General features: G+C 38.3%; 27 protein-coding genes, 2 tRNA genes and 2 pseudogenes. 17 read left to right on the top strand and 14 right to left on the bottom strand.

All coding sequences use genetic code 11. The annotated features are described in order from the left end of the window. Positions 1-26: 26 nt before the first annotated feature. Positions 27-2,441, top strand: coding sequence for an aminoacyl peptidase (locus tag ALW18_14220; GenBank protein ID AOE53574.1), 2,415 nt, complete (start codon positions 27-29; stop codon positions 2,439-2,441). Between the two features lie 89 nt (positions 2,442-2,530). Here the strand turns inward: ALW18_14220 and ALW18_14215 are convergent, their stop codons facing one another. Continuing rightward, positions 2,531-3,490 carry an ABC transporter ATP-binding protein gene (locus ALW18_14215; GenBank protein AOE53573.1) on the bottom strand — a complete coding sequence of 320 codons (960 nt, stop codon included), beginning with the start codon at positions 3,488-3,490 and terminating at the stop codon, positions 2,531-2,533. Positions 3,491-3,942: 452 nt separating this feature from the next. Here ALW18_14215 and ALW18_14210 point away from each other — a divergent pair, with 452 nt between their 5' ends. After that, positions 3,943-4,533, top strand: coding sequence for a hypothetical protein (locus ALW18_14210; GenBank protein ID AOE53572.1), 591 nt, complete (start codon positions 3,943-3,945; stop codon positions 4,531-4,533). A 36-nt stretch (positions 4,534-4,569) separates the two neighbouring features. Here the strand turns inward: ALW18_14210 and ALW18_14205 are convergent, their stop codons facing one another. From ALW18_14205 to ALW18_14190, 4 genes and pseudogenes are all read right to left on the bottom strand, one after another. Next, positions 4,570-5,448, bottom strand: a complete 879-nt coding sequence (locus tag ALW18_14205; GenBank protein ID AOE53571.1) for an alpha/beta hydrolase — start codon at positions 5,446-5,448, stop codon at positions 4,570-4,572. Positions 5,449-5,826: 378 nt separating this feature from the next. After that, positions 5,827-6,018, bottom strand: a pseudogene (locus tag ALW18_14200) (hypothetical protein). A gap of 103 nt (positions 6,019-6,121) precedes the next feature. After that, positions 6,122-6,817, bottom strand: a complete 696-nt coding sequence (locus tag ALW18_14195) for a hypothetical protein (protein ID AOE53570.1) — start codon at positions 6,815-6,817, stop codon at positions 6,122-6,124. A 32-nt stretch (positions 6,818-6,849) separates the two neighbouring features. Further along, positions 6,850-7,302, bottom strand: a complete 453-nt coding sequence (locus tag ALW18_14190; GenBank protein ID AOE53569.1) for a hypothetical protein — start codon at positions 7,300-7,302, stop codon at positions 6,850-6,852. 374 nt (positions 7,303-7,676) lie between these two features. Between ALW18_14190 and ALW18_14185 the strand changes: the two genes are divergently transcribed. Further along, positions 7,677-9,563, top strand: coding sequence for a molecular chaperone Hsp90 (locus ALW18_14185; GenBank protein ID AOE54425.1), 1,887 nt, complete (start codon positions 7,677-7,679; stop codon positions 9,561-9,563). 92 nt (positions 9,564-9,655) lie between these two features. Next, positions 9,656-10,435, top strand: coding sequence for a hypothetical protein (locus ALW18_14180; protein AOE53568.1), 780 nt, complete (start codon positions 9,656-9,658; stop codon positions 10,433-10,435). A gap of 46 nt (positions 10,436-10,481) precedes the next feature. Here ALW18_14180 and ALW18_14175 read toward each other — a convergent pair whose 3' ends face one another. Continuing rightward, on the bottom strand, positions 10,482-11,018 hold the full coding sequence (locus tag ALW18_14175; protein ID AOE53567.1) for a general stress protein: 537 nt from the start codon (positions 11,016-11,018) through the stop codon (positions 10,482-10,484). 165 nt (positions 11,019-11,183) lie between these two features. Here ALW18_14175 and ALW18_14170 point away from each other — a divergent pair, with 165 nt between their 5' ends. Then, positions 11,184-11,591, top strand: coding sequence for a hypothetical protein (locus ALW18_14170; protein AOE53566.1), 408 nt, complete (start codon positions 11,184-11,186; stop codon positions 11,589-11,591). A gap of 95 nt (positions 11,592-11,686) precedes the next feature. Here the strand turns inward: ALW18_14170 and ALW18_14165 are convergent, their stop codons facing one another. Beyond that, a complete protein-coding gene (locus tag ALW18_14165; protein ID AOE54424.1) occupies positions 11,687-12,286 on the bottom strand; it encodes a peptidase in 600 nt (199 codons plus the stop codon). Positions 12,287-12,424: 138 nt separating this feature from the next. Next, positions 12,425-12,763: a hypothetical protein gene (locus ALW18_14160; protein AOE54423.1), complete on the bottom strand. Its 339-nt coding sequence runs from the start codon at positions 12,761-12,763 to the stop codon at positions 12,425-12,427. A gap of 655 nt (positions 12,764-13,418) precedes the next feature. Between ALW18_14160 and ALW18_14155 the strand changes: the two genes are divergently transcribed. From ALW18_14155 to ALW18_14105, 11 genes and pseudogenes are all read left to right on the top strand, one after another. Continuing rightward, positions 13,419-13,772 (top strand): DoxX family protein, encoded by a 354-nt coding sequence (locus ALW18_14155; GenBank protein ID AOE53565.1) that lies wholly within the window; start codon positions 13,419-13,421, stop codon positions 13,770-13,772. Positions 13,773-14,016: 244 nt separating this feature from the next. Further along, positions 14,017-14,289 (top strand): hypothetical protein, encoded by a 273-nt coding sequence (locus ALW18_14150; GenBank protein AOE53564.1) that lies wholly within the window; start codon positions 14,017-14,019, stop codon positions 14,287-14,289. A gap of 125 nt (positions 14,290-14,414) precedes the next feature. Further along, positions 14,415-14,696, top strand: coding sequence for a hypothetical protein (locus tag ALW18_14145; GenBank protein ID AOE53563.1), 282 nt, complete (start codon positions 14,415-14,417; stop codon positions 14,694-14,696). Between the two features lie 13 nt (positions 14,697-14,709). Beyond that, positions 14,710-15,285 carry a hypothetical protein gene (locus tag ALW18_14140; GenBank protein AOE53562.1) on the top strand — a complete coding sequence of 192 codons (576 nt, stop codon included), beginning with the start codon at positions 14,710-14,712 and terminating at the stop codon, positions 15,283-15,285. 5 nt (positions 15,286-15,290) lie between these two features. Then, on the top strand, positions 15,291-16,676 hold the full coding sequence (locus ALW18_14135) for a hypothetical protein (GenBank protein AOE53561.1): 1,386 nt from the start codon (positions 15,291-15,293) through the stop codon (positions 16,674-16,676). A gap of 95 nt (positions 16,677-16,771) precedes the next feature. Beyond that, complete coding sequence (locus ALW18_14130) at positions 16,772-18,598, top strand: peptidase M61 (protein AOE53560.1); 1,827 nt, start codon at positions 16,772-16,774, stop codon at positions 18,596-18,598. A 40-nt stretch (positions 18,599-18,638) separates the two neighbouring features. Beyond that, a complete protein-coding gene (locus tag ALW18_14125) occupies positions 18,639-18,956 on the top strand; it encodes a hypothetical protein (protein AOE53559.1) in 318 nt (105 codons plus the stop codon). Positions 18,957-19,096: 140 nt separating this feature from the next. Continuing rightward, positions 19,097-19,825 carry a hypothetical protein gene (locus tag ALW18_14120; GenBank protein ID AOE53558.1) on the top strand — a complete coding sequence of 243 codons (729 nt, stop codon included), beginning with the start codon at positions 19,097-19,099 and terminating at the stop codon, positions 19,823-19,825. A gap of 82 nt (positions 19,826-19,907) precedes the next feature. Further along, on the top strand, positions 19,908-20,495 hold the full coding sequence (locus tag ALW18_14115) for a hypothetical protein (protein AOE53557.1): 588 nt from the start codon (positions 19,908-19,910) through the stop codon (positions 20,493-20,495). Positions 20,496-20,667: 172 nt separating this feature from the next. Further along, positions 20,668-21,798 (top strand): hypothetical protein, encoded by a 1,131-nt coding sequence (locus ALW18_14110; GenBank protein AOE53556.1) that lies wholly within the window; start codon positions 20,668-20,670, stop codon positions 21,796-21,798. Positions 21,799-21,937: 139 nt separating this feature from the next. Continuing rightward, positions 21,938-22,135: pseudogene (locus tag ALW18_14105) on the top strand (hypothetical protein). A 146-nt stretch (positions 22,136-22,281) separates the two neighbouring features. Here the strand turns inward: ALW18_14105 and ALW18_14100 are convergent. From ALW18_14100 to ALW18_14075, 6 genes are all read right to left on the bottom strand, one after another. Beyond that, positions 22,282-22,358: transfer RNA gene (locus ALW18_14100), tRNA-Thr, on the bottom strand. Positions 22,359-22,562: 204 nt separating this feature from the next. Next, positions 22,563-22,639: transfer RNA gene (locus ALW18_14095), tRNA-Thr, on the bottom strand. An 80-nt stretch (positions 22,640-22,719) separates the two neighbouring features. Next, positions 22,720-22,986, bottom strand: a complete 267-nt coding sequence (locus ALW18_14090; protein ID AOE53555.1) for a hypothetical protein — start codon at positions 22,984-22,986, stop codon at positions 22,720-22,722. 55 nt (positions 22,987-23,041) lie between these two features. Next, positions 23,042-24,007 (bottom strand): mannose-6-phosphate isomerase, encoded by a 966-nt coding sequence (locus ALW18_14085; protein ID AOE53554.1) that lies wholly within the window; start codon positions 24,005-24,007, stop codon positions 23,042-23,044. A 22-nt stretch (positions 24,008-24,029) separates the two neighbouring features. Further along, positions 24,030-24,440, bottom strand: a complete 411-nt coding sequence (locus ALW18_14080; GenBank protein ID AOE53553.1) for a 6-pyruvoyl tetrahydrobiopterin synthase — start codon at positions 24,438-24,440, stop codon at positions 24,030-24,032. A 71-nt stretch (positions 24,441-24,511) separates the two neighbouring features. Next, entirely contained in the window at positions 24,512-25,039 is a 528-nt protein-coding gene (locus ALW18_14075) for an isopentenyl-diphosphate delta-isomerase (GenBank protein ID AOE53552.1), read from the bottom strand. Between the two features lie 163 nt (positions 25,040-25,202). On the opposite strand from ALW18_14075, the gene ALW18_14070 reads away from it, so the two are divergent. Then, the gene (locus tag ALW18_14070) at positions 25,203-25,862 is read left to right on the top strand and encodes a hypothetical protein (GenBank protein ID AOE53551.1); all 660 of its coding nucleotides are present in this window, start codon (positions 25,203-25,205) and stop codon (positions 25,860-25,862) included. Positions 25,863-26,168: the final 306 nt, after the last annotated feature.

The raw sequence follows: 26,168 nt of genomic DNA, 5'->3' as shown, positions 1-26,168 counted from the left end.
TATAGCATCAACCTAATTAATCAGACATGAAAATACTTGTTACCTCACTGCTTTTTGTGCTGGCAGGGCTTGGCCTTCAGGCACAGGAAAACGTAACCTACCAAAAGCCTCCTAAAGAAATACTTGAACTTGTAGATGTAGAAAGGGCACCGTCTGTGAATATGGACAGCAAGCACAACCACATGCTGCTTATGTACCGCAACGCCTACAAAACACTAGCTGATCTTTCTGAAACCGAATTAAAACTGGGCGGACTTCGCATCAACCCGAAAACAAATATCTCAAGTACTGTTACCTATGTGAACAACCTGAAATATAAAAAACTGAAAGACAAAGAACCTGTGCAGGTAAAAGGACTTCCGCAAAACCCGAAGCTTGCCAATTTCTCGTGGTCGCCAGATGAAACCAAAATGGCGTTTACCAATACTACTGCTACTGGAGTCGAAGCATGGGTGCTGGATATTACATCCCTTGAAGCCAAAAAACTTACTGAAGCCAACCTTAACGCCAATATGGGTAACCCTGTTACATGGTTTAGAGATGGCAGCGCGCTGCTTGTAAAAGTGCTTCCTGCCAACAGGCCAGCACTTATCAATACTACAGATGCAATTCCTGCGGGGCCAACCGTTACCGTAAGTGATGGCACAAAAGCCCAGAACAGGACGTATCAGGATCTGCTTAAAAATAAAAACGACGAAGCCAACTTCGAGTCGCTTACCACTTCCGAACTGCAAAAGGTTAGCCTTAGCGGACAAAAGTCGGCATGGGCTCCAGCAGCAATGTATGGCGGACTTAGCTTTTCACCCGATGGAAATTATGTAATGGCTACAACATTACAAAAACCATTCTCTTATATTGTTACACTGGATCGTTTCCCTAACAAAAGCGTTATTTACGATAGTACAGGAAAGACCGTAACCACCTTCAATGAAAAACCTCTTATTGAAGATATGCCTAAAGGATTTATGGCTGAGCAAAAAGGCAAAAGGGATATTACCTGGAGAGCCGACAAACCTGCTACTATTATTTGGGCTGAAGCACTGGATGGTGGCGACCCTGCCGTGGAAGTTCCGTTTAGGGATGAAGTATTTGAGGTTGGCGCTCCGTTTACAGGCACACCTAAGAGCCTTGTAAAAACCATTAACCGTTACAGTGGCATTACATGGGGTAATGATAAAATTGCCATACTTCGTGATAACTGGTGGAATACGCGAAATGTAAAAAACTACATTTTTAACCCGTCTGATGCGTCACAAAAACCTGAAATTATTTTCGATTACAATTATCAGGATGTGTATAGCGACCCGGGTAATTTTGATACTAAAAGAAACCAGTGGGGCCGTTACGTTTTAAATCTGGAAGGCAACAACGCCTACCTTACCGGTGATGGATTTACTGCCAAAGGACAATTTCCTTTCATAGATCAGTTCGACCTGAAAACAAAAAAGAAAACACGCCTGTATCAATCGAAATACACAGACAGGAAAGAATCTATCAATAGTATTATAGATATTAAAAAAGGTGATGTACTGGTTCAGATGGAATCTAAAAACCAATATCCTAACTACTACATCAATAACATTAAAAAACAGAAGCCTACGCAGGTAACGTTTTTTGAGAATCCTTTTAAAAAGATCGAGAACGTTAGCAAAGAACTTATAAAATACAAACGGGCAGATGGCCTTGACCTTACAGGAACATTATACCTTCCGGCAGGTTATGATAAAACCAAAAAGGAAAAGCTGCCGATGATCATGTGGGCTTACCCTGCAGAGTTTAAGGATAAGAACAGTGCTGCACAGACGACATCTAACCCTAACGACTTTACGTATCCGTACTATGGTTCACCCGTATATTGGGTAACCCGTGGTTATGCAGTACTGGATGATGCATCGTTCCCTATTGTAGGTGAAGGTACAGAAGAACCTAACGATACATTTATTCCGCAGCTTGTTGCTGATGCTAAAGCTGCAATTGACGCAGTTGATGCTTTGGGTTACGTCGACAGAAAACGTGTCGCTGTGGGAGGCCACTCGTACGGTGCGTTTATGACGGCTAACTTACTGACACATTCCGACCTGTTTGCTGCGGGAATAGCAAGAAGCGGAGCCTACAACAGGACTCTTACTCCTTTCGGTTTCCAGAGTGAAGAAAGAAACTACTGGGATGCGCCTGGGGTCTATAATACCATGTCACCATTTATGCATGCTGATAAAATGAAAACGCCGCTGTTATTAATTCACGGTGAAGCCGATAACAATTCGGGTACCTTCCCAATGCAGAGTGAACGATATTTTAATGCCCTAAAAGGTTTTGGTGCGCCAACGCGTCTGGTGTTATTACCTAAAGAAAGCCACGGCTATGCTGCTATAGAAAGTATACTACACTTACTGTGGGAACAGGATCAGTGGTTAGAGAAATATGTAAAGAACCGTAAATAGCGGTTCTTTACAATTCGTAGTCATACAAAAACAAAACACCCGCCTTGATAGCGGGTGTTTTTATGTAATTTCATTGGATCATAAATCAATTACCCAAAAGCATTTCTGTCAACTGCAAGCGTAACTTCTTCATTGGCTTCCAATTCTTTGTGATGTTCAAAGAATATCACCTGTCGGTTTAAAGCCGCTTTCACCAAATAACGGTTGCCTTTAAAGTAACATTGTTTTACGGTAACATGAAGCGGGCCGCCTTCGGTAATTTTAAGCTGGTGCGGATAGATAAGCACGGTCTCATCGGGCTTCTGCGTTAGCGTAAGCAGCTCGAGCTTTATCTCATTTACCTCACCAAAAAGCGAAGCTGTATATTTATCCTTAGGATGGTAGTAAATTTCTTTAGATGGTGCCTTATCTAAAAGATTACCCTGCTGAATAACTATTGTTTCATCGGCAAAAGAAAGTGCATCGGTACTGTCATGTGTTGCAACAATTACAGTAATGCCTTTTTGTTTAAGATAGGCAAACAGGTTTCGGCGCAATGCATTCTTCCTGAAATTGTCAATATGGCTAAAAGGTTCATCCAGTAACAAAATTTCGGGTTCCAACGCCAGTACTTTTGCCAGGGCGATACGCTGCTGCTGGCCTCCGCTAAGGTGTTTTGCCTTAACATCGGCAAAAGCGTTCATCTCAACAATCTGTAATAGTTCCTGAATGCGTTGCTGCTTCTCTTCCGGATAAAAGTTGGACAGAAAACTACCTACGTTTTCGGCTGCCGTTACATAAGGCATCAAATCAAAATCCTGAGCCAGGTACTTCATGTAAGGCATACCCGGTATAAGATTATGTTTGGGGCCGGTTACTTTTTCACTCTTATACGTAATCTCTCCCTCATTAAGGTCGTAGAGGCCGTATATAAGCTTAAGGAGCGTACTTTTACCGCAGCCACTTTCGCCAATAACAGCTATATTCTGGCCTGTTTTTACTGTAAAATTTATATTGTGGAGAATTATCTTATCGGTGTAACCGAATGATATGTTCTTAACTGCAAGCATCGTGTTTAATTATTTTACAAAAGTATAGAATTAGTATAGATACACCACCGTGGTTAACAAATATTAAAGGGTCTTTATTTATAACGTCCTGTTAATACCAAAAACATAAATATTAAAAATTTTAATATTTTTTTAACATTTGAATCTTAAAATTTTCAGATTTTCGGCAAATATTCTTACGCTTATTAACGTTACATAATATCACCTATTTACTTAGTTATTTATTGGCGCAGTTATTTAAAAAACCAAAGGCGTTCTCCTTTACAGAAAAACGCCTTTACCAACCTAACCAATAAATAAACATCCCTTACTATAGTGCCGCCTGAAAAGAGCAGCACAATTGCAAGCTGATATTTATATGTACGTAACTGTCAGCGCTATGGATTCAATTTTGTATAATTTAACAGTAAGGGCTTTGCCGGACATCTATGAAAAAAACGATCACAATTTTAATGTTGGTATTTAGTATGCAGGCATTTTCGCAAATGTCTGTCAACAGGAACCGTTTTAACCAATTTTCAATCGAAGCTGATTACGGGCTTACTTACACCCGGGCGCCAAAACAAACCAGCTATAAACATTTTGGTTTTGGCTTTAGGTATATGTTTGATGAATATTGGGGTATAAAGGCAGATTACGCCCATGACCGCATTGACGATAACGGTACCAGGGGAACCGGGAGCATATATGACCGTGCTTCTGTGCAGGCAGTATATAATATTGGACGCTTACTGAATATGACATACCTTACCGATGGATACGTAAATGTATTGCTGCATAGCGGTGTAGGATACTCAAGGCTCGACCCCTTTGAAAATAGGCATTATGATAATATTGGAAACTTTATTATTGGCGGTACTGCACAATTATATATAAATGAATCTTTTGCACTAACAGCCGACGTTTCGGGAATATTAAACTTTAGGCAACAGAATAATTTCGACAGTAAATATATAGACACACATACTGGTAAAATGCTTAACGCAAGTATAGGTATTACCTACTATATAGGCAGAAACAAAAACAGGTCTGACTGGAGATAAATATAAAATAGGCTGCTTATTTAGCAGCCTATTTCATTATCCTAAAAAATTGGTGATAGCACTTATAACCTGCTCCGGGTTTTCTTCTATAATAAAATGGCCACTGTTTTCAATTTCTACCATTTCTACAGTACCGGAAAACGGAGAAAGATTATACGACAGCATTTCACATCCTGCGTTAGTACCTGCAGCAAGAATAGGTGCATTTATCTTTTCATAACTTTTCATGTCCTCTATGTCATCTGTAAATGATTGATACCATGCATTACCCGCGCGAATGTTTTCTTTTTGGTTATAATGCCCGGCATACACCTGCCTGTCAAATTCAGATATGTTTTCTTTATTGACGAGCATCGAATTAAACAGCCAGTCTAAAACCAAATGATAGCGTCCCTCCAATAGTTCTTCCGGCAAACTCTTTACCTGATTAAAGGCAACCCACCACGGATATACCGGCATGCCTATGGGCAGCATAGGCAGTTTGTACATATTCTCATCGGGATGTGGCGTGTCAAGCATTATCAATTTGGTTGTAAATTCAGGATAATTAGCCGCAAAGCTAAAGGCAACATTAGCACCTATGTCGTGCCCGGCGATTGCTACCTTATCATATCCTAAAGCTTTAGTAAGTTCTAAGATATCTTTAGCCATATTTTTTTTATCGTAGCCTTTTTCAGGTGCCGAACTACTTCCCATCCCTCGTAAATCAACTGCAATAACATGATATTTTTTAGCGAGTGAAGGCATGATTTTATGAAACGCCCACCATGTTTGGGGCCAGCCTGGTAACAATAGTAAAGGATTTCCGTTACCGCCTTCAACATAATGCAATGTTGTACCATTTACCTCTGCATAATGATTCGTAAAGCCCGGCAGCATTTCAACTAGTGTATCGTCTGATATAAACTGTTCCATATAATTATATTAAGAATTTTGCAAACCTATGCCATTAGCAAAAGAAAACCAGGCAAAGCCCTTTACATCATTTTTGGCAACATCTCCCGCATCGACAGCAAGAATTGCCGTGTCTATAATTCCACCAAAAAGGTTAAATATCCAAGCTGTAGTTAACTGCCTGTTTATCTTTCCCTCTTCCTGTAAGGATAGTATAAGCTTAAACCATTTCGATTTTACATCGCCTCCAGTAAATTCGCCTCCGGCCTGGGCTTCCGAATATGTGGTAGCCTCGTATATCTTTTTCATAAAGGCAGACTTTACTCCTGTATCAATAGCCGCATAAAGCATACGTTCCAGTTGTTGTACCTGATCATTAGATGAGTTATACGCTTTGGTCATCGCCTCATTACAGCTACGCAGTATCTGACTTTTACATTGATCAATAAGTTCTTCACGCCCTTCGAAATACCTATGTAAAGTTCTCCTGCTTATTCCCGCTTTTTGTGCCACTTCATCTAGAGTAAAAACAGTACTTGCAGATAACAGCTGTATAGCTGCCTTCATGATTTTTTCCTTTGTAACTTCCATGTCGCAAATATAGTAAAATTGTCACAATTATGTGACAAATAATTTTAAAACGTAAAAAAAGCTCCCGGTTGGGAGCTTTCTTTATATGTATCAGAAACAATAATTATTGTTTAGCTTCTTTTTGAGCATCCTGAACCATTTTCTCATTTGCAGTAATAGCAAACTCTACACGACGGTTTTTAGCCATACCATCTTTAGTTGAGTTATCAGCAATTGGTTCTGCCGGTCCACGACCTGTAGTTACAATCCTGCCTGATTTGATACCTTTTCCTGAAAGATATGTTTTAACAGACGCAGCTCTTTGTTCAGAAAGTTTCTGATTAAGGTCTGCACCACCAGAACTATCTGTATGACCTACAATCTGGATATCTGTATCAGGGTATTCATTAAATACAGGTACTAATTTATCAAGGTTAGTTTTAGCCTGAGTAGTAAGTGTAGATTTACCAAGGTCAAAGTTCACAGAGTTTTCACCAAGTGTAATTTTGATACCTTCTCCAACTCTTTCAACTTCAGCACCCGGAAGAGCCTGGTCGATTTTCTGAGCTTGTTTGTCCATTTTGTTTCCAATAAGTCCACCGGCAGCTCCACCTACAACACCACCGATGATAGCGCCAAGTGCAGTGTTACCGCCTTTACCTACATTGTTACCAAGTACACCACCAAGAACAGCTCCCGAAGCAGCTCCGATAGCAACACCTCTTTGTGTATTATTTGTATTTTTTACAGCCTCGCAAGATGATAGGCCTATACTTGCAGCAAATGCAATAGCAAGCATATAGATTTTTGTCTTTTTCATGATCAGATTAATTTTATGTTTATTTATTGGGATTACATTTTAGCGAATTGGTAAACAACCTCAACGGTTTTACCACCTACAGTTACATTATCTACAAGTTCGAAAGAGTTTTCGCTTTGGTTTCTCACTTTAAGGAAATAACCTGACGTTACTCTTTTAGCTTTTTCGCCTTCTGTGATTTTAAGTGTAAAATCTCCGGCTTTAGTTACTGTCCATACAATAGGGCTGCTGAATGAAGGACATCCGTTACCACCGCTAAGGCTCATTGTACCTTTATTGTTGTTTGAAACAAAGTTCCAAGAACTGCCTACAAAACATTTAGAGTCTGCCACATCAAAAGAAGTCACTTTGATATAATCAGAATTTGGGTAGCTTACATTTGTTATGCTCCAGTTACCTTTAATGCCCACTTGCGATTTGTGGTCGATTGATCCGCATGATGCCAAAGCGAGTACAAACATGCTTAAAATAAGAAATTTTTTCATAGTCGTTAATTAGGTTTTTAAGGGTTTAAATCCGCTATATTTTTGTAGTATAAAATTAGTGAATTACTACCCTACTTTACAACATCTGCACCGTTTTTTTAATAGGAATTATTTTAATAATTTGTAATATGTATGTAATTAAAAAACACTATAGTAGCTGATATTAAAGCGATTTTGGCTACATTATTTTTCTTCATTATGCCATATTAATCTTTTCTTAAAGCACCTTTTTTTTAACAATTAACGCCTTATGAATCGCAATTCGTCAATAAAAACAACTGACTTAGAAATGTCAATTTGTCATCAAATAACAATTGGTATCCTATTTGACTGCTTCAAATCAAACTAATTTCATATTTAAAACACTTATAACTATGACAACAGGAAAAATTAATGTTTCGGTAGAAAACATATTTCCCTTAATCAAGAAATTCTTATACAGCGATCACGAGATTTTTTTACGTGAATTGGTTTCAAACGCCACCGATGCCACACTTAAGCTAAAACACCTTACTAATATAGGTGAAGCCAAGGTTGAATACGGCAATCCGGTAATCGAAGTAAAAATTGACAAAGAAGGCAAAAAACTGCACATCATCGACCAGGGTATTGGTATGACGGGCGAAGAGGTTGAAAAATACATCAACCAGGTAGCTTTCTCGGGCGCTGAAGAGTTCCTTGAAAAATATAAAGACTCTGCTAAAGATTCAGGCATCATCGGTCACTTTGGTCTTGGATTCTATTCTGCCTTTATGGTTGCAGAAAAAGTAGAGATCGTTACAAAATCGTTTAAAGATGAGCCTGCCGTTAGATGGATATGTGACGGCAGCCCTGAATTTAGCCTTGAACCTGCTGACAAAACTGACAGGGGTTCTGAGATCATCCTTCATATTGCAGAAGACTCGCTTGATTTTCTTGAGGAAAGTAAAATTGGCGAACTGCTAAGAAAGTATAACAAATTTATGCCGGTGCCTATTAAATTTGGTACCCGTACAGAAACACTTCCTAAACCGGAAGATGCTCCTGAAGATTATGTTAACGAAACAGTTGAAGTTGACAACATCATTAACAACCCTAACCCGGCTTGGACAAAACAACCGGCAGACCTTAATGAAGAGGACTACAAAACGTTTTACCACGAGTTGTACCCTACACAATTTGAGGAGCCGCTTTTCAACATTCACCTTAATGTAGATTATCCATTTAACCTGACAGGTATACTATACTTCCCGAAACTTGGGGCAGACCTACAAGTTCAGAAAGATAAAATACAGCTATACCAAAACCAAGTATTTGTAACCGACAACGTAGAAGGTATCGTTCCTGAATTCCTTACCATGCTTCGCGGTGTGATCGATTCTCCGGATATTCCGCTTAATGTATCGCGTTCGTACCTACAGGCAGATGGTGCAGTTAAGAAAATATCTAACTATATTACCCGTAAGGTTGCCGATAAACTTAAATCGCTATTCACTGAAAACCGTGAAGATTTTGAACAAAAATGGAATGATATCAAAATCGTTCTTGAGTACGGTATGCTTAGCGAGCCTAAATTCTACGAGAAAGCAGGATCGTTCGTACTATACCCTACTGTAGATGGTAAATTCTTCACATTAGAAGAACTGAAAGAAAAACTGGCTGCTACACAAACTGATAAAGATGGCAAACTTGTAGTGCTTTATGCTTCTAACAAAGATGCACAGCACAGTTACATCGCAGCAGCACAGGATAAAGGTTACCAAGTTTTACTTCTTGACTCTCCTATCGTATCGCACCTTATACAGAAACTGGAAGCTGACAACGAAAATGTTACGTTTGCACGTGTAGATGCTGACCATATTGATAAAATCATCAGAAAGGATGAAGAGCAGATCTCTAAATTAAGCGAAGAAGAGCAAACTAAACTTAAAACTTCTATTGAAGAGTTTATCCCGAAATCGGGTTACTCTGTACAGTTAGAAGCTATGGATAGCAACGCTTCTCCGTTTATGATCACTCAACCGGAGTTCATGCGCCGTATGAAAGAAATGAGCGCAAGCGGCGGTGGCGGAATGTTTGGTATGGGTAACTTCCCGGATATGTACAATCTTGTAGTAAATAGTAACCACGAACTGTCTTCGGCCATACTAAACAGTACTGACAAAATACATCAGGAAGCTTTAGTTAAACAGGCATTAGACCTTGCTAAACTATCGCAAAACCTGCTTAAAGGCGAAGAGCTTACTGCTTTTGTAAAGCGTAGCTTTGATCTTATAAAATAGTATTGAGATAACATATATTAGTATTGAGAACCTGCAACGAGAGTTGCAGGTTTTTTGTTTTATCTTTATATCTTTGATTCACATTGAATACTATGAGCCTACCGCTGAAAATAATCCCTTTACAGTTACTAGAAGAATACAAGACTACTTTTAATAATAACCTTAAAAGTAATTTTGAAGCGCTTCGTGACAGCGAGCTTAGTATAGACAACTTTAGTTTTTACACTTCGGTATCTGCGGTATTTTCATCAAAAATAGAGGGAGAAAGCATAGAGTTAGATTCCTTTATAAAACATAAAAGGTTCGGGGTAAACTACCAGCCCGATTACACCCAAAAAATCGATGACCTTTATAATGCGTATGAGTTTGCAAAGAGCAACAACTTATCAGCAGATACATTAATGGAGGCACACAGGTTGCTTACAAAAAACATATTACATCCTTCAGAACAGGGTCAGTTCAGAAAAGGAAATATGTTTGTAATGACCAACGATGGGCGTATAGAATATGTTGCCGCCTCCCCTGAAAAAGTTACCCCTGAAACGGATAAATTTTATCAGGATCTGAACTATCTCCTAAAATCAGAAATCGATTTCGAGCAAATTTTCTTTTATGCTGCCATGCTTCATTTGGTTTTTGTAAAGATCCATCCGCTTAATGACGGTAATGGCCGTACAGCACGCTTACTTGAAAAGTGGTTTCTGTCCGAAAAACTTGGCGAAAAAGCCTGGTTTATAGAATCTGAGAAGCAGTATTACGACCAGCATCAAACATACTATACTAACATTAGGGCTTTAGGATTGGAATACGATGAGCTTGATTATTCGCAGGCATTACCCTTCTTAAAAATGCTGCCATCATCGCTACAATAAAAAAGCCACCCCTTACGGATGGCTTCTCATTCACTAAACACTTAATTTAAGGTTTTATATTTCCTTCTATAGAGTCGTCGTAGGTTTCGCCTACTGCTGCCCCGTAAAGTCTTTTTACCATAGCTACCGCCATATTGGTTTTTACATCCCAGTAATAGCCTTCGGTCGGTGTTACTTTAATAACTGTAATTCTTGGGTCATCTTTACCTTCAGTAAACCAGGTTTTCATCTGGGCGTCCCAAAGTTCATCGATCTTTTGCTTATCGGTACTGATCGTTGCTTTTCCGTAAATGGTTAAGAAATCAGAATATGAAGATCCCTGGAATAATAACTGTACCGAAGGGTCAGCTTCGATCTCTGCATTTTTATGCGAATCGTTAGCACTTAAAAACCAGAAGTTACCATCGTCGTCAATTTTTTCCGGAGCCATAGGTCGTGTCTGGAAAGGCTGCCCGGTTTGTATTTTGGTACAAAAAAAGCATCCTCCGGCTTTACCAGCAAGATCTTTAATTTTATCGAGTGCTTCCTGACCTATTAGGTTCTTGAAATTGTCTTCTTTTTGTTGTTTGTTGATAGAGTCCATAGCGTAATTGTTTATTGTTATATCTTTAAAATTAAACCAATTACCCTTAGACACTTGTTAGGGGAATACTAAAGAGTTATAATGACTATTAATTATGACCGTCCCCTTACAATAATTACGTCGCTAGTTTTATACCTTAGCTTTATCCAAACAACACTATTCAGCATGAACCTCAACATAGAAACCCCTGCACTTTTGTTCTCGGCAACATCACTTATATTATTAGCGTATACCAACCGCTTTCTTACTATCGCAACCATAGTACGCGGACTCAAAGCCAACTATGAAGCGAACCAGACCAAAAGTATATTACTTGAAATTGCAAACCTCAACAAAAGGCTTACGCTCATCCGCCATATGCAGATGTATGGTGTACTAAGTTTATTTTTTTCTGTATTTGCTATGACACTGCTTTTTGCAGGCGTCCAGGATTGGGGCACTTATATTTTCGGACTAAGCCTGTTTTTATTACTGGCTTCTTTAGGTGTGTCCTTTTGGGAGATAAGTATTTCGGTAAGGGCGCTGCGAATACACCTGAATGATTTAATTGAAGAAGCTAAGCAACACAGGTAATTTAGAGATTTGGTTATTTGACTTACTCATAAAATGAAGTCACTAGTAAACCATTGTGTGAAGCTCCAAATAACCAAATCCACAAATAACCGAATCTATTCCACTATCCACAGCAAAACAGGCTTTTCTGTTTTTTGTAACCTGTTGTCAAGTTTTGTCATAAAAAAGTTAGAGACAGCCGGGCAGCCCCAGCTCAAGGGTGAATAGCGCGGGTAAATTTCGGTGTTGGAAACAGCATCCCAGGAATGTAGCACTACAACCCGCTGCTTTGCATTGCTGTTGGATGCTTCAAGGCCGTCGAGCCAGTATTTTACGTTAATACCCCAGGTACTGTAATCGCGTTTGCCAACTTTATATTTTCCTGCCGATGAGCAATGGCTGTTATTCTTATTGCTGAGTTTCGCTTTTTCGTATTTGGTTTCGTTATCATCAAGCTTATCGCATGAGCCATGCGTTACAAGATTACTATCTATAACTTTATGTTGTTTTAGGTCGTATACGTAAAAACGCTTTTTACCGGAATGCAGGCTAAGGTCTATGAGAAAATAATAGTCTTCACAGTAGTTATTCTTTTTGCAGAAAGCCGCAGCTTCGGTGTGTCTGGAAGAATAATCTTTGGCTATTTCGCCAGCTTCATTTTCGGAAGATGACATGCAGCTCATAAAGCCGAGCAGTAACAAAAGTAAGGGACGCATCATATAGTTTAGTGTAGGTATATACCTATAACTATAAAACTATTTGATTTAGTATGCGTGATTTGGTAATACGGTTATTTGGCTATTTGAAGTTGAGCTGCACCGGTAAACAAATAACCAAATTAAAAAAAAACCAAATTACATCTTAGTCAGTTTCCCGTGGTAGCTTTTTCCTTCGGCAGTTGCAGTAAAGTAAATATCGAAGCCTTTAACCTGGTCTATGGTGACGTTCATCACCGTACCGGGCGGAAGTTTAAATCCGGGCAGTGATGACATAACCAGCATATTTTCGTACTGGCATTTGCCTTTCCATTTTAATTTGCCAAGTGTTACATATTTTCCGCCTTTATGTTCTTCAGTCCACGATTCTCCATTTATTTTTACCGTTACGTCCTGGCCATCTGCATCTGTATATTTAAAAACGCCGTCGCGCAATAATGTGCAATCGTTTTTTACAACGGGTTTTTCAATGGTAATCCAGTTGCCCGGCACCTCTAGTTTTTTAGGTAACGATGGCGTATTCATATCTTTATACTCACCTACCCTGTTTTTATCATCCGTAGAAAAAACAATTGTCCAGCCGTTTACATCATCAAACACCTCTTCCCATTCCATCATATGGTTCAGGTGGAATTTTACGTTAGGATATAGTGGCAAAAGTGCTGCTGCTGTCATTCCGGGATGAAGCCCCTTAGTTGTTCTTAAGTTCTTATCAATAGCCACGATTGCAAGTATACTATCGCTTTCCCTGTAAGGTACTAAGGCTAAAACCGGTTTTCCTTTATAATTGTAGATATAGGATTTACCGCCGCCGTCAAAACCAAAATCGTAAGCTTCGGCTTCCTGTTTTGTAAAGTCAGAAAGATACTCTTCTGCCTTTTTCATGGTCATTCCAACTTTTACCGGACCAAGTGAAGCCTTCCCGATTTCGAATTTAGAAAAATCATACAGTTCAACTTCACCGTTTTCCTTTTCGGGAGTTTCAATAGTATTCAGTTGCGTTTCTTTTTCTTTATCCTTACCGCAGGATAAGAGAGTTAGAAAACAAAAGGCAATTATTATTTTATGGAAGGCACGTTTTATCATAAAACAAATATATAAAAGAATTAACTTTGAGTAAAACGAGAAATGTATGGCTTTACCGTGGCACTTATACCTTATGGGCGCAATTTACATACTGGCCGGTATTAATCACTTTAGGGTACCAAGGCTGTATGTAAAAATGATTCCGCCTGCACTACCCGCTCCCAAAGCATTGAATGTAGTTAGTGGATTAGCAGAAATAATTTTCGGGATTATGCTTTGCATTCCTGCCACCTCGGTGTGGGGCGCATGGGGAATAATTGTCCTGCTCGTGGCTATATTTCCTGCTAATTATTATATGTATGCTAATGATAAGGCTGCATTGGGACTACCAAAATGGGCACGGCTGATAAGGCTGCCGCTCCAACTGTTATTAATATACTGGGCGTGGCTATATACCTGAAAGGCTTTAACCTACAAGCAAAAAACATGCTCAGCTACCGGATAAAAAACTGCTTTTATTAGAAAATAATTAACGATTTTACAATCTTTCCAAAAAGAATTGAAGAATCATCATTCAATATTTTAAATTTTTCAAAAAAATCTAAAAACCTTACCTGATCTTATATTTAATTGTTTTTTTTAGTAATATTGATTAACGAATCTTAAACATTTAAAACATTATCTGATTAAAAGTTTTTCATCTGATGAAAAGGAGTAACCGTACCGAATTAGAAAAGGAAGCGCTAGACAAGATCGTAACGCTTGCCCAGGAGGAAAAAAAGCCCTTTGAAGAAATCAAAAAACAATTTGGATTGTCTGAAAAGGAAGTGACCGAGATTATGCATAAGAGATTATCCGCAGATAATTTTGAATTGTGGAAGAAGAAGGTAGCGGCCAAAAAGCCAAAACCAAAGCCTATAAACAGTTTTATAGATGATGAACTGGATTCTAAATATTATATAAAGAATAAATTTTAATACACAGCTCCGCAAGGGGCTTTTTTTTTAACACCAACTCAACAAAAACAACAAACGTATTAATTTTATTAATTTCGTTTTTAACTTTATTCATTTATATTTGCTTTTAGTTAAACATTATAAACATGCAGACCCCTAAACTTCCTGTTGCCTGCCCCAGCTGTTCCGGCTCGTTGCATGTGTCGCAGTTATCATGCCCTTCATGCAGCACACAGGTATCGGGTAATTATCCGCTTCCGGTACTATTACGCCTTCCGGCAGATGAGCAGGCTTTTATATTGCAATTCTTCTTATCGGGCGGAAGCCTTAAGGAAATTGCATCGCAAATAGGTATCAGCTACCCCACTGTGCGTAACCGCCTGGACGACCTAATTGAAAAAGTAAACCAACTATCTACCGAAGAATAAACCACCAACCCATATGAAAAAACTTCTTTTTAATCCTTTTGAAAAATATGACGGGCGCGCACTTTTAGCGATCGGTCTCGTTGCCACACTTATAGGCAGCATGCTTGGCTACAGCTTTAACGCCCGTTTTGACGGTGTTATAGATATGCACTTCACGTATAGTGTACCGTTTGCGCAACCCTTTACCGATAATGTTTTTAATATTGCAATATTATTCTTTACACTGCATTTATACGGGTTCATCATTAATAATAAAACAAGGCCAGCAGATATATTAGGTACCGTTATGCTTGCACGCCTTCCATTTTACCTGGGTGCATTTTTCAATCTGAATAATTACATGGCAAGCAGTACAGAAATGTTTCTTGGCATGAATATGGACAATATACAGATCAACACATCTGACATCATATTAATTGTAGTCGCCGGTCTTGTGTCGATTGTTCTGTTGGTATGGTATATCGCACTACTTTACAATGGCTTTAAAACTGCAACCAACCTTAAGACAACCAACCAGAAAGTTTTATTTGCCGTGACACTGCTCGTTGCTGAGATACTTTCTAAAATACTATTCTTTATAATCTACTAACCATCATGAAAAAATCGATCTTATTACTTATACTGTTATTTTCGGCATCTCTTTTTGCTCAGGATATGACAGGCGCCTGGAAAGGTGACCTTAGTGTTCCCGGAGGCAAGCTGCGCCTTATCATAAATATCTCACAGGGGTTATCCGGATATACTGCCACTATGGACAGCCCCGACCAAAATGCTAAAGGCGTAAAAATCGACCAGATAGATTTCTCTGATAATACACTAACCTTTTCTATAGCTGCGGGTGGGATAAGCTATAAAGGCACACTAGAAAAGGACGTCATAAAAGGGACATTTAAACAGGGAGCATATGACCTTCCGCTTAGTTTTTCCAAAGGCGAAATACAAAACGTAACCAGACGCCCGCAGGAACCTAAAGCGCCTTTTCCGTATTACACCGAAGACGTAACTTTTAAAAACGAAAAAGCAGGAATAACTTTAGCCGGAACACTTACACTTCCTAAAAAAGAAGGCAATTATCCGGTTGTGATATTGATTAGCGGCAGCGGATCTCAGGATCGTAATGAAGAGATATTTGAGCACAAACCCTTTCTTGTACTGGCAGACCATTTAACACGAAATGGTATTGGAGTTTTGCGCTATGACGACAGGGGAATTGGCAAATCGGGCGGTAACCCTGCTAACGGAACATCGGCAGATTTTGCTACCGATACCCAGGCTGCTTTTGACTACCTGAAGATACGCAAAGAAGTCAACAAAAAGAAAATAGGACTTATAGGCCACAGCGAAGGCGGACTTATAGCCCAGCTGATTGCAGAGAAAAATGCCGATGTTGCTTTTATAGTAATGCTTGCCGGTCCCGGCATCCAGGGCAGTGAGCTTATGGTATTGCAAAACTACCTTGCCGGAAAAGCCGACGGTATTCCGGAAAATGAATTGACCACTATGGGCAATACGTTGAGAGAAGCCTACACTGTGATACTTACAGAAAATGATGAAAAAGCAAGGAGAGCGGCAGTTGCTTCTGTTTTCAATAAAGGTTTTGCTCCCTTCTTCGCTTCTAAAGGTGTACCGAAAGATGAAATAGCACGCGCCGTAAATGCCCAGGTAGAAACAGTTACCTCGCCCTGGTTTGTCTACTTTTTACGCTACAATCCTGCTCCCGTAATTGAAAAACTAAAATGCCCTATACTTGCACTTAATGGCGAAAAGGACTTTCAGGTAGCAGCTACTGCCAACCTTGATGCGATTAAAAGAGCAGCCGAAAAAGGCGGCAATAAAAAAGTAATTACACAAAAACTCCCGGGACTTAATCATCTGTTTCAGGAATCTACAACAGGAACGATACAGGAGTATGGAGAGATAGAACAAACCATGTCGCCAGTAGTACTGAATGAGATCTCTACATGGGTACTAAAACAGTAACACACCTCTAAGTAAGGTTTTTAAGATATTATTTTATCTTTATGATGTAACAAAACTCGTTTTCAATCGACTTACAAGATATCAAGACCTAAACTATGAAGAGATTTATCTGCTCACTGGCAATAGCATTGTTTTTAAATGGCGCAGCTTTCGCCCAAAATAAAGACGTAAAAGTAGCCATAGACCTTAAAAATGTAAAAGATGACAAAGTGATGGTAACCATCACCCCTCCTGCTTTTACCAGCGAAACAACAACTTTCTTTATTCCGAAAATTGTTCCGGGAACCTATTCTGAAGACAACTACGGAAAATTCATTGAAGGATTTAAAGCTTTCGATAAAAAAGGTAAAGAACTTACTGTAACCAAAGTAGATGATAATTCGTGGAAAATAGCCAATGCCAAACAACTGGCTAAGGTTACCTACCTGGTAAATGACACCTACGATATAGAAACTACGCACGAGATATTCTCGCCTGCAGGAACAAATATTGATGCCGGTAAAAACTTTGTGGTTAATACCCATGGGTTTGTAGGCTATTTTGACGATAAAGGAGAAGTACCGTATGAGGCTACTATTACGCATCCTTCAACGCTATGGGGCGCTACATCTTTAGTAGACACCAACGCCAGCAATGAGGTTGATGTATTTACATCGCCGCGTTACGCCGACCTTGTAGACCATCCGATAATGTACTCTAAACCTGACTACACTACGTTTACCGTAGACGGTATGGAAATTCTTATCGCAGTATACTCACCTAACGGAAAAATTACCGCCAAAGACATTACTCCGGAAATGGAACGTATGATGCGTGCCCAAAAGAAATTCTTAGGGCCGATAAACAGCACGAAGAAATATAGCGTGTTGCTATATCTTTCTACCGGAGAAGCTAATGATGCCAAAGGCAATGGTGCTTTAGAACATACGACATCTACGACAGTCGTTATGCCGGAAGATTATCCGCTGCCACAACTATTGGAACAGCTTAAAGATGTAGTTTCGCACGAATTCTTTCATATTGTAACGCCGCTAAGTGTACATTCTAAAGAAATACATTTCTTTAATTATAATACACCAAAAATGAGCGAGCACCTTTGGATGTATGAAGGTGTTACCGAATATTTTGCTAACCTGTTCCAGGTAAACCAGGGGTTAATTACCGAAGATGAATTTTACCAGAGGATAGCCCAGAAAATTGACCAGTCAAAACATTTTGACGACACTATGGATTTTACCAATATGAGTAAGAACATACTGGAGAAACCCTATAAAGATGCCTACTATAACGTATACCTTAAGGGTGCGCTTATTGCTATGTGTATAGATATACAAATGAGGGAAAGCAGCAACGGGCAAAAAGGTATATTACACCTGATGCAGGACCTTTCTAAAGAATACGGAAGCAATAAACCGTTTAACGACGAAGACCTGTTTGCTACTATTACAAGACTTAGCTGCCCTGCTGTTGGCGAATTCCTAAAGACCTATGTTGCCGGTACAACATCTATCCCTTACGAAACCTATTTCGCAAAGATGGGGGTTACACAGACTAAGATGCAGCTACCGGGCCACCCATTCGTTAAAAACGGACAGGAGCCGCTTATCACGGTAAATCCATACAAGGAAATTGCTTTGTTGCCAAATGTTGAACCTAACACTTTTATGACTAACTTAGGCCTGAAAAAATCAGATATCATTTTGGCTGTCAACGGGAAAGCATATAATCTTGACAATATTTACGACCTGCTTAATGAAGCAGCAATCTGGAAAGACGGCGATGCGATTACCATGAAGATTAAACGTGACGGAAAAGAGCTGGACGTAAAAGGTACTGTAAAACTGCCTTTTGAAGAAGCCGAAGGATATAAAGCTACCGATGCCTCTAAAAACAAATTAAAAGAAGCATGGCTTAAAGGATAATTTTGAATTTATTGCGCAACCATAAACCAATCATCCAACTATGAAAAATTTATTAACCTTATTGCTACTTGTTCTTGGAACTGCTGCTTTTGCCAATGCCGATGAGCAGACAGCACCATCTGTATACGGACACGAAACAACCGCCAAAAAAGAAGGCGCTAAAACGTTACGCTTTCAGGAAACTGAAACTACAGTAAAGCAGGCTCAGAAGGAAAACCCTGTTAAAGAAAAACCGCATAAATCCAGAACAGCAAAAAGCTGCACAACCCTGGACAAGTCGCCTTTTAGCATAAGCGAATACTTTGTAGATTTTGTACACACCAGCAATGTTAAGCTGGTTAATATGCTACTGGACTAAAAATATTTACACTTTATAAAGCTGCCATTTGGCAGCTTTATTTTTTATTGCCAAACCCATGCTTTTTCTTAAAAATGCTTCGGGAAAAAGTCTTTTATTTTCATTACTTTGCGGAAATTTTTAAAACGCTTTCTTAGTATATGAAAAGATCTATTCTTGCCCTTCTGGCACTGGCGCTACTTATTTCCTGCAACAAAGAAGACCATGGCGATGCCAACCTTCACATTACCGGAAACATTAAAGGCCTTAAAAAGGGTACACTGTACATTCAAAAAGTTGTAGACACTTCGCTTGTTGCCATAGACACAATAGTGTTTAATGGCAAATCTGCCTTTGAAAGCCATATCAAATTAGACTCTCCCGAAATGCTTTACCTTTTCCTAGACAGAGGGAAAACCAATTCGGTAGATAATAACCTTTCATTCTTTGCCGAACCGGGCGATATGACAATTGAGACCTCTAACGATGAATTTTTCTATAAAGCCAAAGTAACAGGATCTGAAAATCAAAAACTGTATGAGGAATTCCAAAAAATAAAAGCGCGCTTTAGCAGCGATAATCTTGACCTTGTAGCTAAAAATCTTGAGGCTACTAAAAATAGTAACGTAAAACAGCTTGACAGCGTTGCTCTTCGATCTGAACAGCTAATTAAACGCAGATACCTTTACACAGCTAATTTTGCGTTAAACCACGCTAAAAACGATATCGCCCCATACCTTGCTTTATATGAAATTGCCGACATCAATATAAAATACCTGGATACTATCCAAAAAAGCATGTCGCCTACAGTAGCGAAATCACTTTATGGAAAAATACTTACCAAATATGTAGCTGACAGAAAGAAAGCTGAAACTGCCGAAGTGAAATAGTTTATAGTGATCAGTTTATAGTTTACAGAACCGCTTAATTACTTAAGCGGTTTTTTTATTAGATTTGATATGATCTAAAATTATGGAAAAACATAAAGTTCATTATTTTGTTGCAATACTATCCTGCGTAGGCATTTTTGCACTTATGATTACTCATTTTTTTGGTGGTATGTTTACATGGATTTTATCCCTTTGGTTTGTATTTATACCACTGATACTTCTTTACGTTATTTCATTCTTTGATACATTGATATGTCTCATTGATAAAGGTTACAACAGATATCGGAGAAAAATAAATGTCCATCTCATAACATTATGTGCAATTGCCTTATTTAATGTGTACGATCTGGAATTGTTTAAAAGCACGAGGGTGCTATCTGCTACACTTCACGACGATCTTTTTCATTACAATCTTATTTTGAGGGAAGATGGTACATGCGAAAACAAAGTCAATGGATTTATGGGATTTGAGGATAAATATTCCGGTACTTATATATTTAAAAACGATACCATAGTATTTACAAAAGTACCTTATGATAATGACTTTATACCAGATACGATAATATACAACAAAAAGGAAAAGGCTATTTTTATAACGAAAGACGCTAAAGGTAATTTTACAAATAAAAAAGAATTCCTGAATCACTTTTTAGTAGATACTATACAATAACTAGACATCATAAAACACAAAAACCGCTTAATACTTAAGCGGTTTTTTATTAATAAGATTATTTTTTAACAAGACATTAACCAGGTTAACCGCACGTTATCATAATTTTACAATAACCAATCAAATTATTATAACATGAAAAAAATCATTTTTTTTGGCAATTTTACTTATAATGTTGTCATATTACTTTTCATCTTGTGAATCTAACAATGTTTACGAATGTGAAACTTGTGAACAAGTTGAACCTAAAATTATTAATCAACAAATTTTAGGCAAAAGTTACAAAATGAAAGTTTATGACTCAGAAAATGACTATCATTTTATGTATAAAAACCAAGATAATTTTACTAATTTTCAATCCATTTTTAATGAATTAAACATTTCAATAAATTCAGCAAATATTGTAAGTGTGGTTTTTTACACCGCTAATTCAAATTATAAAACCGAAAACAATTATGACATATCACAGAGCGACATACAGGGTATTTTAATTTACGAATCGCGAAATGATAAAATTTATTCTTCGGTCTACATCAAAACCAATGACATCTTTACAAAAAAAAGTATATTTTCAGATTTAACGACAAGGATTGTATCAGCAACCGATATCAATTTAATTTCTAGATTATCCCTAGAAGAAACAAAGCTGACTTCAATCACATTTATAAATTTCAAATTACTCCCAAGTAAAGATTTAAAATACGATGAATTACAGACCGTAATAGATACGGAAAGGATAAACTTGGGAATACAAAGTACAGAATGTGGTCTACCTTGCAATTTTACAACTAAAGATCAAAGATGCACGGCTCAAGAACGTGAAAATGGACCGGAAAGCTGGTTTTGTTTTGGTAAACCATGTCCAAAAGAAGAAATAGATGAGCCAATATTAGACAGCCCCGAACCAGTTGATGAACAATTTGAGCCAGTTCAAAAAAATAGATCTTTGAGAACTTTTAGAGATAATTATCTTTTAGGAAAAATCAAAGGACGAAATTTGGTGAACCTATACTATTCCCTCTCAATTCCTGAAAACAATCTAACTTTAGTGTATTGTAGAGAAGCAATAGAAATTATCGATAATACAGTTTTACCTATGACACAGGATTTGATGAATAATCCTAATTCACAGATAATTTTAATCAACAATACCGACAGTGTAAAAATTATAAATTTTTTAAATAAGACTAAAAAACTATATATTAGTAACTCTCAAAAAGAAAAAATTGATTTTATAATTTCCGAAGTAAACACATTAACAAGTAAAACAAATTATCAAATCACAAAATATCTAGAAAATTGATATAAGTCTTTACTACAGTTTTCACAATTATCTAATGAAGAAATACATTATAATTACATTGTTAACCATAGCTCTTTCATGTTCTTCAAAAAAAACAGAGATTATAGGTTATTTTAAATCTACAACAAGCGCTGTTGATATATTATTTAGCAATTACGCTACAGGAAGCACTTTAAATTTAAATAACGATAAATCATTTACACGTCAGGATTGCGCTCAAATAACAAAAGGACACTGGAGCATCTCTAACGACTCTTTATATCTGTATTGCGAAGATATACGCTTTATAGTTGACAGTCTCAATTACGATCCCAAGTATAGAAAGGGCACTATATGTGGCACAGAACCCGATGTGTTTTATATTGACAACAATGTTTTAAAACGCACACAGGTTAATAAAGACGGTACTTCGTTTAAAGATTACTTAAAAAAGGAATAGTATATAAAACACAAAAACCGCTTAATTACTTAAGCGGTTTTTTATTGAGCCGATAGAGGGACTCGAACCCACGACCTGCTGATTACAAATCAGCTGCTCTAGCCAGCTGAGCTACACCGGCATCTCAATACGGGTGCAAATATATACTGATTTTTTTATTTTCCAAAGGGTCGGCAATAAAATCAGGCACTTTTTTTAGATTAATTTCAACATCGAAACATAACCATTTAATAAACAGTAAAATGTATCGAATACACAGATGATAAAACTTTGTACAGACCGTGTAAAACGCAAAAACCGCTTAATTACTTAAGCGGTTTTCTTATTGAGCCGATAGAGGGACTCGAACCCACGACCTGCTGATTACAAATCAGCTGCTCTAGCCAGCTGAGCTACACCGGCGTCTCAATACGGGTGCAAATATATATTGTGCATTTTAATTTTGCAAATATTTATCTGCCCTTTTTATTGATTTTTTCTGCTTACAGCGCGTTGATTTTCTCAACTAATTGTGTAGCAGATTCTTCAAGCTGTTGGTTGATAGCTTTGAAGTGTGCTTTTTTATCTTCTACTTTTTTAGCATTTAATTTAGTAATAAGGCTGTCAAAAGTAACAATAGCCTCATCTATAAGCGCTTCTGATTTTTCTGTTGGTTGACCACCTGAAGTTAGTTCCCAAAGGTAAACTGCTTCAATAATATCTCCTAATACGAAATTGATGTCTTTCTTTAAGTTTTTAACGCTTGCCATCTCTATTTTTATTTTAAATTCGGTACAAAATTACAACTATTCTTTGATTGTTTTGTTAAGAAATGCCTATTTCTAACAAAGTAGCTTCTCCTGCAAGCAGGTAAACCTTTAACGAAGCCGGTATAAGCACGGTATCACCCTTCTTAAAATTGTGCTTTTCTCCATCAGCTTCAATGGCAAATTCGCCTTCTGTGCATATATAAACCGTAAAACTGCTTCCTTCTTTACTAACAGCAGCTGTACCGTTTAACGGCAGGTAGCTTGTGGTAAAATAAGGGCAGTCTACCATTACGTTCGATTTATTTTCAACCGTAGTGTAATGTTTCTGCGTATCGGTAGTATTATAGTTCATAGCATCAAGTGCCTGTTCTACATGCAGCTCACGCGATTTGCCTTCTGCATCTACCCTGTCCCAGTCGTATATCCTGTAGGTAATGTCAGAAGTCTGCTGGATCTCTGCAATAACAATACCTGCGCCAATAGCATGGATAGTTCCTGTTTCTAAGAAAAACACATCGCCTTTTTTAACGGGAACTTCATTCAGTATATTGATAAGGCTTTTCTTTTCCAGGTTTTCAAGATATTCCTCCGGGCTCGATTTATGTTTAAAGCCTACAATAATACGCGCACCCTCATCGGCCTGCATAACATACCACATTTCGGTTTTACCAAAAGAATTGTGGCGTTGTTTTGCCAGCTCGTCATTCGGGTGTACCTGAATTGAAAGATCATCCCTTGCGTCAAGAAATTTAAACAACAACGGAAAATCTTTACCAAATTTTTCGTGCACTTTGTAGCCCAGCACTTCGGCAGGATATTTTTCAAGCAGTTCGGTAAGGTTCTGCCCTTTGTATTCGCCGTTAGCCACAACGCTTACGTTGCCTTTAACGTCGCTAAGTTCCCAGCTCTCGCCGGTAGTATCTGTAGGCAGGTTGGTTTTACCAAGATCTGTCTTAAGTTTGGTGCCTCCCCAAATCCTGTCCTGCAGGATCGGTTCAAAAACCAGTGGATATAATTTCATTGTTTTATGTTTTTTGGTTGATTTATTCTCCTCTATAGGTTACAAAATTGCGTGGCGTTTCATATAACACCACTTCCAGGTTCATTGCTGCATCAATACGCCTTCTTATGCGGTTCCATATCACCACTGCTATATTTTCGGCAGTAGGGTTGAGGTCGGCAAACTCCGGCACATCAAGGTTAAGGTTTTTATGATCGAAGGGTGTTTCTACCTCATCGGCAATAATATCCTTTAGTATTTTAATATCGATAACGTAGCCTGTCTGCGGATCTATTTCTCCCGTAACACCAACTATAAGCTCATAGTTATGCCCGTGAAAATTAGGATTGTTGCATTTGCCGAAAACAGCATTGTTCTGCGCATCGGCCCAGTCCTTGCGGTAAAGGCGGTGGGCAGCGTTAAAGTGGGCGCTCCTGCTTACGGTTACTCTCATTTTGTATGGTTATTGATTGCGGTTGCTGGTTGCCGGATCATCCCGTCAACTAATAACCGTCAGCTATTAATCTATAGTTTATGGTCTTCTAAAAAATGGTAGAATTCATCAAATATTATCCTGAACCATACGGTGTAGGCTTCGGGATGGCTTTGCATATCTTCTTTAACAGCATCAATACTCATCCATTTCCAGCTTTCTGCTTCTTCCCTGTTAATGTTAGGCGCATCATTATAATAGCCGATCATTACATGATCTAGCTCATGTTCAGTAAGCCCGTTATCAAACGGGGCTTTATAAATAAATGAGAAAAGCTCTTTCAGTTCGGTTTCAAATCCCATTTCTTCCCTAAGCCTGCGCGTACCCGCCTGAATGTTGCTTTCGCCTTCACGCTGGTGGCTGCATGTGGTGTTTGTCCACAACAGGGGCGAATGATATTTTTGCGCTGCACGCTGTTGCAGCATGATCTCGTTATTTGAATTTATTATAAAAACCGAGAAAGCACGATGAAGCACAGCCTTTTCATGGGCCTCCATTTTTGGCATAAGCCCTATCTGCTCATCGTTCTCGTTTACCAGTATTACTTTTTCTTCTGTCATATCATCCTAATAGCCTCCAAAAATAAGAAAAACTTTGCGGATTACAGACCGTTTAACTTTTTGATAGCAGTTGATAAGTATTCATTTAATTCGTAAGTAATTACACTAGTTAACATTTATTTTTGATAGTATCATTTTATTTTTGTGATAAACAAAACCAATCATGAAACAATCAATCAAACTATTGCTGTTTGTAGCAGCATTCGCACTTACAGGATGTAAAGACAAAGCCATTGTAGAACAGGAAGGATTTGACTACGGTACCGTAGCCAATAACAAGTACACCAATAAATTCTTTAACATCGAAATGGATGTTCCCGCCGGATGGGATGTACAGGATCAGGAGCAACGCGATGCTATGATGAAAGAAGGACAGGAGATAGCTGCCGGTGACAATGAAATGATGAAAGCTCAAATTAAGGCTTCGGAAATCAACAGCGCTAACCTGCTTACCGTTTACCAGCATAAAGTTGGAGCTGATGTTGAGTACAACCCAAGTTTTATGCTCGTGGCTGAAAATCTTAAAAAATTTCCTGCTATAAAATCTGGCGATCAGTATTTAGATAATGCAAAACAGCTACTTACAAGCTCGGCAATGAAAATATCTAAAATTGATGATACTTATACTAAAAGAGACATTAACGGAATAGAATTTCATGCTATGAATGTAGTGATGGATGTAAACGGCATTCCGGTATATCAAACCTATATGGCTACCGTAAAAGACGGCTTTGCATTAGGCTTTATTTATTCTTACGGGGATGAATCACAGAAAGCACAGTTAGAGAAAGTAACAAAATCCATTGCTCCTTACAAGCAGTAAGACACACATTATACATTTAAAAAGTCCGGGCATTCGTCCGGACTTTTTGTTTTTGGTTTGGCGCATCAATTCAAAAAATCCATACTTTTATGCCACTTACCACCCTATATGAAAATGTTAAAAAACATACCGTTAAAAAAACAGGACGCACGCGCCATTGGTGGTATAGATGTACATTATATCTCTTTTGATGCTGCACGTGAAAAAATGTACTTAGCCAATGGACTAACGGAGCATATGGATGACCATTATGTTTTTCTTGTAGCAGAAACCGGCTCTGTTACTTTTCATTGCGATATGGAGGAG

The organism is Flavobacterium psychrophilum (assembly GCA_001708385.1).
Classification (GTDB): Bacteria; Bacteroidota; Bacteroidia; order Flavobacteriales; family Flavobacteriaceae; genus Flavobacterium; species Flavobacterium psychrophilum_A.
This window is presented reverse-complemented; position numbering and strand designations above follow the sequence as displayed.